This is a genomic window from Chondromyces apiculatus DSM 436, from assembly GCF_000601485.1.
GTDB classification, from domain to species: Bacteria; Myxococcota_A; Polyangia; order Polyangiales; family Polyangiaceae; genus Chondromyces; species Chondromyces apiculatus.
On sequence record NZ_ASRX01000090.1, the window covers coordinates 22,797 to 35,242 of the forward strand.

At 72.0% G+C, this 12,446-nt stretch carries 7 protein-coding genes; 2 read left to right on the top strand and 5 right to left on the bottom strand.

The window, feature by feature from the left end; genetic code table 11:
- Window positions 1–221: 221 nt before the first annotated feature.
- Complete coding sequence (gene glgB, locus CAP_RS37920; RefSeq protein WP_052376700.1) at window positions 222–2,141, top strand: 1,4-alpha-glucan branching protein GlgB; 1,920 nt, start codon at window positions 222–224, stop codon at window positions 2,139–2,141.
- On the opposite strand, the gene CAP_RS37925 is transcribed toward glgB, so the two are convergent.
- From CAP_RS37925 to CAP_RS37945, 5 genes are all read right to left on the bottom strand, one after another.
- On the bottom strand, window positions 2,104–4,128 hold the full coding sequence (locus CAP_RS37925; protein WP_044250043.1) for a 4-alpha-glucanotransferase: 2,025 nt from the start codon (window positions 4,126–4,128) through the stop codon (window positions 2,104–2,106). The genes glgB and CAP_RS37925 overlap by 38 nt on opposite strands.
- 49 nt (window positions 4,129–4,177) lie before the next feature.
- A complete protein-coding gene (locus tag CAP_RS37930; protein ID WP_081865695.1) occupies window positions 4,178–6,178 on the bottom strand; it encodes a GAF domain-containing sensor histidine kinase in 2,001 nt (666 codons plus the stop codon).
- Window positions 6,179–6,186: 8 nt separating this feature from the next.
- The gene (locus CAP_RS37935) at window positions 6,187–7,359 is read right to left on the bottom strand and encodes an FIST signal transduction protein (RefSeq protein WP_044250045.1); all 1,173 of its coding nucleotides are present in this window, start codon (window positions 7,357–7,359) and stop codon (window positions 6,187–6,189) included.
- Window positions 7,360–7,453: 94 nt separating this feature from the next.
- Window positions 7,454–9,211, bottom strand: coding sequence for a 5-oxoprolinase subunit B/C family protein (locus CAP_RS46490; protein ID WP_156041503.1), 1,758 nt, complete (start codon window positions 9,209–9,211; stop codon window positions 7,454–7,456).
- Between the two features lie 64 nt (window positions 9,212–9,275).
- Entirely contained in the window at window positions 9,276–9,983 is a 708-nt protein-coding gene (locus CAP_RS37945; RefSeq protein WP_044250047.1) for a 5-oxoprolinase subunit PxpA, read from the bottom strand.
- 174 nt (window positions 9,984–10,157) lie between these two features.
- Between CAP_RS37945 and CAP_RS37950 the strand changes: the two genes are divergently transcribed.
- Entirely contained in the window at window positions 10,158–12,386 is a 2,229-nt protein-coding gene (locus CAP_RS37950; protein WP_081865693.1) for a potassium transporter Kup, read from the top strand.
- Window positions 12,387–12,446 lie beyond the last annotated feature (60 nt).

Below are 12,446 nucleotides of genomic sequence, written 5' to 3' on the forward strand. Positions count from 1 at the left end.
AATCCTCACCTGCGCCGCCCACGCCGGCAGCAACGGCAGCGTTGGCAGCGACGTCGCCGCAGGACGCTGCGCGCGAGGCGGCGCTGGCGCCGGAGGTCGCCGCGGTGCCCGAGGCGCCTGCGGTGGTCGAGACGGCTCCCGTGCTCGCAGTGCCTGCGGCGGGTGAGGCTCTCGCAGCGACCGAGGCCTCCGCCACGGTGGAGCCAGAGGAGCTGCACGAGATGGAGCATTTCCGGATGGGCGAGATGGATCTCCACCTCTTCCACGAGGGGAGGCACACCCGCCTCCACGAGAAGCTCGGGGCTCACCCGGCGCGCCGCGGGGCCAAAGAGGGGGTGTTCTTCGCCGCCTGGGCGCCCAATGCCGAGCGCGTCTCGGTGATCGGCGAGTTCAACGACTGGCACCCTGGCCAGCATGTGATGGAGCGGCGCGGCGGCATGGGCATCTGGGAGGTGTTCGTGCCGGGAGCGCGCGTCGGGCAGCATTACAAGCTGCAGATCGCTTCCCACATGGGAGGCTCCACCATCGACAAGGCAGACCCGTTCGCGTTCCGTCAGGCGCCTGCGCCCGACACGGCATCGGTGGTGGCGGATATCGCCTACCGCTGGGGCGACGGCGCGCACATGAAGGGGCGCTCCAAGAGCGGTCTGCGGAACGCGCCGATGTCCATCTACGAGGTGCACCTCGGCTCGTGGATGCGCGTCCCCGACGAGGGGAACCGCATGCTCAGCTACCGGGAGATCGCCCCGAAGCTCGCCGACTATGTGGCGAAGCTCGGCTTCACCCACGTGGAGCTGTTGCCGCTCACCGAGCACCCGTTCTACGGGTCATGGGGCTACCAGACCACGGGGTACTTCGCGGCGACCTCGCGTTACGGCGAGCCGGCCGATCTGAAGTTCCTCATCGACACCCTGCACCAGCGGGGCATCGGGGTGATCCTCGACTGGGTGCCGGGACACTTCCCGCACGACGCGCACGGCCTCGCCTCGTTCGACGGGACGCACCTCTACGAGCACGCGAGCCCGCTCCAGGGGTACCACCCCGAGTGGAACACCTACATCTTCAACTATGGCCGGCACGAGGTGCGGAGCTTCCTGCTCTCCAGCGCCCTGTTCTGGGTGGAGGAGTTCCACGCCGACGGGCTGCGCGTCGATGGCGTGGCCTCGATGCTGTACCTCGATTACGGCCGCAAGCACGGCGAGTGGGTGCCGAACGAGCACGGAGGCCGGGAGAACCTCGACGCCGTGGCGCTGCTCCGGCAGGTCAACGAGAGCATCTACAAGCAGGTGCCAGGGGTGGAGACCATCGCCGAGGAGTCCACCGCGTGGCCGCTGGTCTCGCGCCCGGTCTACCTGGGCGGGCTCGGGTTCGGCTTCAAGTGGGACCTCGGCTGGATGCACGACACGCTGAAGTACCTGGCTCTGGATCCCATCTTCCGGAAGTTCCACCACCGGTCGCTCACGTTCCGGGGGATGTACGCCTTCACCGAGAACTTCGTGATGGCGCTGTCCCACGACGAGGTCGTGTACGGCAAGGGCTCGCTCATCAACAAGATGAACGGCGACCACTGGCAGAAGTTCGCGAACCTGAGGCTGCTCTACACGTACATGTGGACGCAGCCCGGCAAGAAGCTCCTGTTCATGGGCGGCGAGTTCGCGCAGTGGAAGGAGTGGAATCACGATACGAGCCTCGACTGGCACCTGCTCCACGAGGCGGCGCACCAGAAGATCCAGCTCCTCGTCGGGGAGCTGAACCGCGCTTACCGGGAGGAGCCGGCGCTGCACGCGCTCGACGTCGACCCCAAGGGCTTCCAGTGGATTGACGCGAACGACGCCGACCACAGCGTCCTCGTCTACGAGCGGCGTGGGACGCGCGAGGAGGACTGGATCGTGGTCGCGCTGAACTTCACGCCGGTGCCCTTGCACAACTACCGGATCGGCGTACCCGGCGCCGGGGCGTGGGAGGAGCTGATCAACACCGACGCGGAGACCTTCGGGGGCAGCGGGCACGGCAACCTGGGCGCGGTGCAAGCGGCGCCCGTGCCCTGGCAGGGGCGTGACTTCTCGCTGAGCCTGACCTTGCCTCCGCTCGGGGCGATCCTGCTCAAACCCCGGCGGGAGGCGCCGCCGGCAGGGCCATGAGCTTGTCGGCGAGCGCCGCGCGGTCCTCGCGCATCGCGCCGCCGCGCGCGCGCAGCGCCATCGCCAGGACTCGGGGAAGGTCGAGCGCCGCGCCTCGGGAGGCGTGGAGCGTGTAGTGGCGCTGGTAGTCCGGCGGGACGCGGAGCGACCAGTTGGCGTCGCTCACCGTGCCGGGCTGGTTGTACGGCTCCTTCATCCCGAACAGGTCCGCGAAGAAGATGGACACGTGCGCGGCGCCACTCGCGAACAGGTCCGCGAACTTGGCGCGGGCGAGCAGCATGGGGTCGCGGGAGAAGGCGCGCGCGAGCGAGGCCACCTGGTCCTCCTGGGGAGCGAGGCGCTCCGCCAGGTAGGCGGCCTGCGCCTCCAGGGCGCCCTCCGTGCGCCACCTGTCGAGCACCTGCCAGAGCGAGGGCGTGTCGTGGGTGCTGACCATCATCCAGTCGGCGGCGACGGCGTGCTCGCTGCGGTAGACGTCCAGCGGGTCGCGCAGGTTGGCCTTCTGGGTGACGCGGAAGCGGCCGAGGCCGTGGCGCTCCAGCGAGGCGCGCACGGGGAGGGGCAGGGTGCTGAGCACCTCGAAGGCGAGGTCGGCCTTCTCGCGACCGCGGGCGCGCGCAGCCGAGACGAGGCTGTCGACGAGGAGCGCGTACTGATCGACCTGGGTCGGCGAGAGCGAGGTCACCCAGGCGTCGGCGTGGCGGGGCAGGCTCCGGTCGAGCTGGAAGGGCGCGGCGAGCGCGAAGCGGGAGAGCGCGGGGTGATCCGGCAGCCGCGGTGATGAGAAGAGCCTGGCGCCCGCGCGCACGGCCTCGCCGGGGTCCGGCGCCTCGTCGAGGTACACCCAGGGGTCGACGAGGCCGTGGGGGTGGTCGACGCGCAGCCCGTCGTATGCCTCCAGCGCCTTCTCGATGCGCGCCCGGAAGAAGCCCCCGGCTGCGCCGCGGAGCTGGTCCGGGTCGAGCACCGGGTAGCCCCAGGGCTGCCCGAGCGGGTTGGTGCGGCTCGGCGGCGCGCCCATCCGGTAGGCGCGCATGAGGAGCGCGTTGTAGGCCCAGTGGTCGCGTGGCGGCATGCCGATCTGCAGGTCCCCGTACAGGCGCAGGCCCAGGGCGCCCGTGACCTCGCGGAGCGCGGCGTGCTGCTCGTGGGCGATGAGCTGCCGGAAGGCGTGCTCCTCGACCCACTCCGCGTGCTCCGCGGACAGCTCGCGCACCCGCGCGAGGCACGCCACCTCCTCACCGCGGTCGGGCGCGAACAGGCGCCGATCGATGCTCTCCGGCCAGTGCAGGAAATGGCCGTTGCCGTGCCGCGCGCAGAGCGGGTCGTAAAGGGCGTCGCGGGTGAGCCACCCGGCCTGGTGCCGCCGGAATGCGGTGAGCCGTGCGGCGAGTGCGGCGATGGTCGGGTGGGGTGAGGCCGCTGCCCGGGCCGCCTTGAACGTGGCCCAGGCGCTCCGGAGCGCGCGCTGCTGCGCGGCCCAGGCCACACCGTGGCGCGCGCGCTCCGGGCGTCTTCCCCGCGGCGTCGCCGGGGGCACCGATCCCCTCGCGCTTCCTGCGGAAGCGGCGCTTCCCCCGGCCTCAGCGCCTCCTGCGCGCGGCGCTCCCGGGTCGCCTCCCTCGCGCGCGGCGACCGCCTCGGCGAGCGCCTCTGGCGAGAGGAGCTGGCCCCAGCGCCCCGGCTCGGTGAGCGGCGCGAGCGCGATGGACAGCGTGCTCCTCGCGAACAGCGCGCCGTCGTACGGCGAGGGGTTGTCCGACGACAGCTCGCCTTGCGGGCCGAGCTGGATGGCGTTGAAGCCGAGCGACGCGGCGAACTTGAGGAAGCGCTGGCCTCCTGCGGTGTACGGCGAGCCGCGGCCGATCTCCTCCTGAGGATCGGAGGGGAAGCTCGGGTCGTGCAGGGCGAGCACCAGGCGCTTCACCTGGAGCGCCTGCAGGGCCTCGGTCATCAGCGCGCGATGGCTGCCATCGTCTCCGGGCATGAGACGACCATCGGTACACCGACGATGTTCCCGGGTCGAGGGGCGCGCGTCACCCGGGGGACGATGTGACGTCGGACGATACTTCGCCGGTCGATGCATCCCCGGACGCGGCCATCTGCGAGGCCGCATGGCCCACGTCGCCTGCGCTGCTTGCGCTGCTTGCGCTGCTTGCGCCACCGTCGACGTTCGCTTCGTTCTTGTTGCTCGTGTCGTTGACGCTGGTCGTGCTGGGTACGGAGGGCAAGGTGAAGAAGAAGGTGCTGCCCGACCCCGGCGCGCTCTCCACCCAGATGCGCCCGCCCTGCAGCTCGACGAGCCCCTTGGCGATCGACAGCCCGAGCCCTGTGCCCTGGTGCGCCGTCTCCTTCGCCTGCCAGTAACGGTTGAACAGGGAGCTGCGCTGCTCGTCGGGGATCCCTGGCCCCGTGTCGCGCACGGCGAAGACCACTTCTCCGCCCTCTTGCGCGGCGCTCATCTCCACCTGTCCCCCGGGGGGCGTGAACTTCACGGCGTTGCCGGCGAGGTTCGAGAGCACCTGCAGGACGCGCTCGTGATCGCAGCGCACGAGCGGCAGGGTGTCGGCGGCGGAAGCCTCCAGGTGGACCGATTTCTGGGCGGCCGATTCGCGCACCATGTCGAGCGCGTCCGAGAGCAGCGACCCCGGGTTCTTCATCACCGGCTCGATGAGCAGGTGGCCCGCGTCGAGCCGCGCCAGGTCGAGCAGATCGCGGATCAGGCGCTCCATCCGCTCGGCGGCGCGCTGGATGCGCTCGATGGGCGCCCGCAGGCTCGACGCCTGGTCGTCTGGCGGGAGCTTCCGCGACAGCACTTGCAGGTTGATGAACATGGTCGCGAGCGGGTTCTTGAGGTCGTGGGAGACGACGGCGACCATGTCCTCGCGGGCCCGGATCGCGCGCTGCGCGCTGTCGTAGAGGCGGGCGTTGTCGATCGCCAGCGCAGCCCTCCGCCCGAGTTCTTCGACGAGGGACACGTCGTCGAGCGCGTAGCAGAGGTTGTCCTCGACGCAGCCGAACGTCATCACCCCCAGCGTCGTCCCGCGGCTCACCAGCGGCACCGACACCAGGCGCGTCACGTCGAGCTGGGCGAGGATGTTGGTCTCCTCGCTCGTGGCGGAGGCATCGAGCTCCGCCAGGTCCCAGCGCAGGGGCTCCGACGTGCGGAGCACCTCCGTGATCGGCCCGAGCGTCACCGCTTCCACCGTCGCTGTCCGCTCCAGCCGCCGCGCCACCTGCGAGCGCGCCGGATCCGCGTGCACCACCACCGCCCGCCGGAGCGTGTCCTTGCCTTCCAGCACGTCGACCATGCAGAACGACGCCATGAAGGGCACCGGCAGCCGGGCCACGCGGGTCAGGGTCGCCTCGTAGTTGAGCGAGGTGGAGAGCCGCCGGCTCGCCTCCGCCAGGAACGCCGCCCGGCGCTGCTCGTCCTCCGCCTCGGCGCGTGCCTGCCGCTCCTGCTCCAGGCGCAGCGTGCGCTCCCGCTCGTTGCGGAGCGTATGCGCGTAGAGGCGCCGGTGCACGAGCGCCGTGTGGAGGATCGACACCAGCCGACGCATCATGCCCCGGTACTGCGGCCCGAACTGCGGCTCGCCGTCGAAGAAGAGCAGGAGCGTCACCAGCGGCGTCGGGCGGCTCGGGGGATCGTAGTCCGGGTCGATCTCTCCGCTGGTTTGCCCGTTCACCCCGCCCTGGGCAGGCTCGCCGTGCCCCGCGTGGGCGTGCGTGTCCGACAGCGCGAGGCGCCAGCTCACGAGGCCGGGGCGCGACAGCTCGGGGAAGGGCAGCGGCGCGCCCGGGGTGAGCGTCATGCTGCACGAGAACGCCGACAGCCCCACCGCCCCGAGCAGCCGGGGCGCGGGCGCCGACTCGTCGAGGAGGAGCGCTGCCGGGCACCCCAGCCGCTCCGCTGTCCTCTCCAGGAAGCCGGTCACCGGCCGCCGTGGATCGAAGAGGTCGAGCGCCGCCACGGTCAGCTCGTGCAGCACGCTGAGCAGCGCGATGCGATCCTGGATATCGCGGTCGTCAGCCATGGAGACGGTCACGCCCCGAGCGCGAGCACCACCGCCGTCTTGTTGTGGAACTGCGGCACCCCGCGCCCCAGCGAGCCCACCTCGCCGAAGGTGAAGCAGCCCATCACCGGCGCCTCGATCTCCGCGCCGAACGTCTCGATCTCCTCCTGAACCCCCTCCCCGAGCACGAGCGACCTGGAGACGCAGTCGAACACGATGGCGCCCCCGATGGCGCCTCCCACCGCCTGCTTCGCGGCGCGCGCCGCCTCCTGCGCGGCCCCCACCAGGCCTGCGCGATCCCCCTCCATGACCCGCACCAGGCACCCGTCCGGCACCTCGCCCACGCAGTGGAGCGTGCCCTCCGCGTCGACGCGGAGCGGATCGCGGATGACGTGCTCCCCGCTGGCCTGGGGGATGCCGAGCGGGTGCGTCATCGCGTAGCTCGTGAACTGCTCCGCGGTCACCCGGTCGCCCCGCCCCGCCACGGCACGCTGGTACACCGCGAACGCCGGCTCGAACTCCAGCTCGGCCAGCGCCGAGCCCACCGAGCAGGTCACCATCGTCGGCGGCCCGTAGGGCCGGAAGCCGTGCCGCACCCCGACCGCCATGGGCGCCCGCGTGTCGAGGGCGATCACCACCGCGCTGCCCGCGTGCGCCTTGCCGTGGGCGTACTGCGCAGTCCGCGCGAACTGCAGGTCGTCCCCGGCCCCCCCGCCTGCCCAGGCCACGCCCGTGCCCCCCACCTGCACCGCGCCCCGCACCACGTCGGCTCCGTTCCCGGTGAGCACGTCGCAGAGCACGATGAACGCCCGGTGCCACCCCTCGGGCACCGTCTCCGACATTCCCGCCACCGCCTGCGACGCCGCTGCGTTGCCGGCCGCGCGGCCATCCTCGCCCACCTTGCCCGAGACCCCGATGCCGACCCGCACCTCCGGCCCGCAGATCACCCCGATCACCACCCCTTGCGTCAGGAGTTCCTTCCCCACGAATACCCCTGCCGTGGAGAGCCCCGCCCAGGGCAGGTCTCCCAGCGCGCCCGACACGGCCGCTGCGAGCGCCTCGGGTTCGTAACAGGCCGTCGACAGCACCATCGCGAACACCGGCTCCGTGGCCTGGGCTAGCGCGTGCTGCGCCGCCTCGGAGGCAGCCAGGGCTGGATCCTGGGACGCGCTCGACCCGACCATGATCTGCGTGCTCACCATGAACCCCCTGTCGCGCGGTGTCCCCTCATCGTAGTGGATGGAGGTCGCACCGTCATTCCTGGATCTCCCCCCAAACGTGGAGAATTCCCGCCGGTCAGGCCAGGAGAACCGCCATGCTGACGCTCACTTTCAGGGCAAAGCGCACCTCGTTTCCCGGGCGCATCCGGGCGAACCGCGCCTGTTCAGTGCGCCCCAGCACCGCGAGCACGGGGTATCCGCCGGTGACCGGGTGATCGGGTCCCAGCACGATCGGCGTTCCATCCGTCGTGACTTGCATGGCACCCCGGATCATCGGCGACGGTAGCGCGAGGTCTGGTCCCACCCGCGGCACGCGCGTCCCCTCCAGGCGCACGCCCACCCGGTCTCCGAGCCGCGAGACCCGGAACACGCCCGCGCACAGCGCGTCGAGCGCCCCCTCCGGAAAGCGATCGACGTGGGGTCCGGGCGTCACCACGAGCACCGCTCCGGCGTCGTCGCTGCGCCGTACGCTCCCCCCGTCCTCTGCCCCACGCGCCGGCGCGCTCTCCTGTGTACCCTCCTGCGCCTCCTCCTGCGCGCGTGCGTTCCCCTCGCCTGCGCCCTCTTCCGCCCCTCCCACCGGCAAGCGATCCCCCCGGCGCAGCGGCCGTCCCCCGAGCCCCCCGAGCCCTGCTGCAGCGAGTGTCGCCCGCGCTCCGAGCTGCACGGCCACGTCCACCCCGCCACGCACCGCCAGGTAGCGCACTGCGGCGGGACCAGCCGGGACCTGCAGCCGCTCCCCATCGGCGAGGCGCACCGCTGGCGCACCATCCACCGAGACCACGACCTCGCCGATTGCCTGCATCTCCATGGACCCCAGCGGGATCTCGATGGCCGCCGCATCCCTCGCATTCCCGACCGCGGCGTTCGCTGCCCCGTGGGTCTCCGCGTCGAGTGGCCCTGAAGGTGGCAGCCCCCGCGCGAGCTGTCCCGGCCGACCTCCATCCTGCACGGTCGCACCCGGCGGCGCCGACAAGAGGATGATCGCCCCGAGCGCTGCGGGCCTCTGCGCCCGGCCGTCCTGCGCCTGCATCTCGCCCGCCTGCGCCTCGACCGCGGGCGTCTCCGTCACCCCATCCGTCTGCCCCGTGAGCCCCTCCTGCCGCGCCCCCAGCGCTGTCACCGGCGCGCTGGCCACCCGCACGAAGCGCATCCGATCGCCTGGCGCGAGCAGCGTGGGCGGCTCCCTGTCCGCGTCGAACAGCGTCACGCCCACCGCGCGCCCGAGGAGCCACCATCCACCTGGCGAGGTGCGCGGATAGATCCCGGTGAACCCCCCGGCCACCGCCACGCTGCCTGCGGGCACCGCCTTCCTGGGCGAGCTTCGCCGTGGCAGCACGAGCCGCGGATCCACCCCGCTGCAATACGCGAAGCCAGGCAGGAACCCGAGCAGCTCCACCACCACCTCGGCCCCCGTGTGCCGGGCGATCACCTCTTCCTCCGACATGCCTGCCGCCGCCGCGACCTCGGCCAGATCGGGCCCGTCGTACACCACCTGGAGCGTGTGGAGCCGCGTGCCGCTCTCGCGAGGTGCCTGGGCGGCCTGCACCATCGGCATCGGCATCGCCGGCGTCGCCCACGCCGCCTGCACCGCTGCCGCGACTGCCCTCGCGACGCTGTCGTCCTCCCCGACCTCCGCCTCCAGCCCCACCACCACGAGCACCCCCGCGCCCACCACCACCTCCGCCGCGTGCTTGCCCGGCGTCTCGCGCAGCGTCTCGCGCAGCACCGCTGCCGCCGCGTGGGTGCGCGCCGCCCGATCGCGCGCCTCCTCCAGGCCGAGGTCCACGTAGATCCCGCCCTCCCCGTAAGCCCTCCAGCGCGCGCCGCTCATGCTCGCGCCTCGCTGACGCACCCGCGCCCGCACTCGCGCCCGCACTCGCGCCCGCGCCCGCGCCTCACCGCCGCGCCTCCATCCACCCCCGCGCCACGAGCGCCTCCCGCACCTGCCGCGCGATGGCCACCGCGCCTGGCGTGTCCCCGTGCACGCACAGCGTCTCCACGCCCCCCGCCTCCGCGAGCCGCACCGCCTGCGCCGCGGCATCCCCGGCGTCTACAAGCAGCGCCCCCGGCGTCCCCCGTGGGAGCAGCTTCCCCTCCGCGTCGTAGCCCCGGTCCGCGAACCCCTCGCGCGCGTACCCGAGCCCCCGCGCGCGCGCCTCGTCCGCGAGCACCCCCCACGGCGGGCCCACCACCGTCTCCAGCGCTCCCCCGAGCCCGTCGATCGCCCCGTCGAGCACTGCGCGCGCCAGCGCCACGTCGCGCGCCGCGTCCCCGTAGAGCGCGCCGTGCAGCTTGAGGCAGCGCACGCGCTCCCCGCGCGCCTCGGCCAGTGCCTGCAGCGCCGCGCACTGCACGTTCACCACCTCGCGCAGCACCCCCGCCGGCAGCGCCTGGCTCACCCGACCGAAGCCCTCTCGGTCCGGATACGACGGGTGCGCCGCCACGCGCGCCCCCGATGCCGCGGCGAGCGACATGGCCCGCTCCATCGAGCCACGATCGCCCGCATGCCCGCCGCAGGCGACGTTGACCACCGACGCCAGCGCGTACAGCTCCTCCGGCTCATCGGGCAGCTCACCGAGGTCGATGTTGAGGTCCAGGGTCAAGGCGGCATCCTCCGGTTGCAGCGCGGGAGTGTACCCCCGTGCCCGCGCGTCCACCCAGCGCAGTGCCCCGTTCTGCGCCTGACATGTCGCCTGACACGCCGCACGACGCGCCCCCCTGACGCGCCCGTGCCCCGAGGTGTAGCCTGCGCGCCTTCCCTTTCAGGAGCTCGACCGATGACGGAAAAGAGCACGCAGCCCGAGGCAGAGACCAGCACCGGCGCCGCAGACGACGCGCCCGGACCATCGAGCGAGCCCGGGCCATCGAGCGAGCCCGGGCCATCACCTGAGCCCGGGCCATCGCGTGAGCCCGGGCCATCGCGTGAGTCCGAGCCCGCGGTCGCTTCAACACCCCCGACACCCTCGCACGAGCCCGCCGAGCCCGCGCTCACGGCCGCCGCCGCGCCCGCCGAGGCTCCTCCCGAAGCAGACCCACCCGTCTCCCCGGAATCCGTCGTCTCTCCGAGCACACCGCCGCCCACGGGCGCCCCTGGCCTGAAGGGCCACGCAGGTCCCGGCCATGCGCACCATGGCAGCCTCGGCATCCTCTCGCTGGCCGCCCTCGGGGTGGTCTTCGGCGACATCGGCACGAGCCCCCTCTACGCCCTCAAGGAGTGCGTCAACCCGCCCCACGGCGTCGCGGCCACCTCCGCCAACGTGCTCGGCATCCTCTCGCTGATCTTCTGGTCTCTGATCAGCGTGGTCACCCTCAAGTACCTGACCTTCATCATGCGCGCCGACAACGAGGGAGAAGGCGGCATCCTCGCCCTCCTCGCCCTCGCCCCGTCGCGGCTGCGCCCCCTCCACTCGCCGCGCCTCGGCGTCATTCCCGCCGTCGTCCTCTTCGGCGCCGCCCTGCTCTACGGCGACGGCGTGATCACCCCGGCCATCTCCATGCTCAGCGCCGTCGAGGGCCTGGAGGTCGCCGCTCCGGCGCTCAAGCACGTGGTCATCCCCTTGACCTGCGGCATCTTGCTCGGCCTGTTCGCGCTCCAGAAGCACGGCACCGAGGGCATCGGCAAGGTGTTCGGCCCGATCATGGTGGTGTGGTTCGCGGTGCTCGGCGTCCTCGGCGCCGTGCACCTCGCCCGACACCCTGCCGTGCTCCAGGCGCTCAACCCTGCGCACGCCGTGCACTTCTTCCAGGCGAACGGCGGCGACGGCTTCGCCATCCTCGGCTCCGTCGTTCTCGCCATCACCGGCGGCGAGGCGCTCTACGCCGACATGGGCCACTTCGGCCGCCTCCCCATCAAGCTCGCCTGGTACTGCGTCGCGCTGCCGGGGCTCGTCCTCAACTACTTCGGCCAGGGCGCGAACCTCCTGCTCCACCCCGACGCCGCGGCCGCGCCCTTCTTCTCCCTCGTGCCCCAGGGCGCCGCCACCTACGCGCTCGTCGCGATCGCCACGGCGGCCACCGCCATCGCCTCCCAGGCGCTCATCTCCGGCGCCTACTCCCTCACCCGGCAGGCCGTGCAGCTCGGCTACCTGCCCCGCTTCCACGTCAAGCACACCTCCCACGACACCGAGGGGCAGATCTACATCCCCGAGATCAACTGGATGCTCGCCGTGGGCTGCATCGTGCTCGTGGTTGCGTTCCAGCAATCGTCACGCCTGGCCGCCGCGTATGGCATCGCGGTGACCGGCACCATGGCGATCACCTCCATCATGTTCTACGTGGTCGCGCGGCAGACCTGGGGCTGGCCCATCGGCAAGGCCTTGCCCCTGCTGGTCTTCTTCCTCGCCCTCGACCTGCCCTTCTTCGCCGCGAACCTCCTCAAGCTCTGGGACGGCGGCTACGTCCCCCTCCTCGTCGCCAGCGGCATCTTCATGATGATGGCCACCTGGAAGCGCGGGCGCGCGTACCTCGCCGAGAGCTTCCAGCAGCTCCTCACCCCCCTCGGCGCCTTCCTCCAGCGGGTCCGCGCGCCCGGGGGGCCCGTCCGCGTCCGCGGCACCGCGGTCTTCCTCACCTCGAACCCCGTGGACGCCCCGCCCGTGCTCACCCACCACGTGCACCACAACAAATCGCTCCACGAGCACGTCGTGCTGCTCACCGTGAGCACCGAGCGCTACCCCCGCGTTCCTCTCGAAAAGCGGGTCGAGATCAAGAAGCTCGAAGGCGGCTTCTACCGGATCGTCCTCCGCTCCGGCTTCATGGAGGACACCAACGTCCCCGCGCTCCTCCGCTACGCCCGGATGACGGACGTCCTCCCCGAGGAGATCGACCTGAAGGACATGACCTATTACCTCGGCCGCGAGACCTTCCTCGCCACCGAGAAGGGCAAGATGGGCCGCTTCACCGAGGGCCTCTTCAGCTTCATGATGCGGAACGCCAGCTCCGCCACCGCCTACTTCCACCTCCCGCCCGAGCAGGTCGTGGAGCTGGGCATCCAGCTCGACCTGTAACGACGCGCCACGTCCCCTCGTGGAGACTCAACCATACGGCCGGGGACATTGTCCGCTTCC

Excerpts from the sequence above, each read along its gene's own strand:
- glgB (WP_052376700.1), top strand. The coding sequence starts at position 222 with ATGGAGCATTTCCGGATGGGCGAGATGGATCTCCACCTCTTCCACGAG.
- CAP_RS37925 (WP_044250043.1), bottom strand. The coding sequence starts at position 4,128 with ATGCCCGGAGACGATGGCAGCCATCGCGCGCTGATGACCGAGGCCCTG.
- CAP_RS37930 (WP_081865695.1), bottom strand. The coding sequence starts at position 6,178 with ATGGCTGACGACCGCGATATCCAGGATCGCATCGCGCTGCTCAGCGTG.
- CAP_RS37935 (WP_044250045.1), bottom strand. The coding sequence starts at position 7,359 with ATGGTGAGCACGCAGATCATGGTCGGGTCGAGCGCGTCCCAGGATCCA.
- CAP_RS46490 (WP_156041503.1), bottom strand. The coding sequence starts at position 9,211 with ATGAGCGGCGCGCGCTGGAGGGCTTACGGGGAGGGCGGGATCTACGTG.
- CAP_RS37950 (WP_081865693.1), top strand. The coding sequence starts at position 10,158 with ATGACGGAAAAGAGCACGCAGCCCGAGGCAGAGACCAGCACCGGCGCC.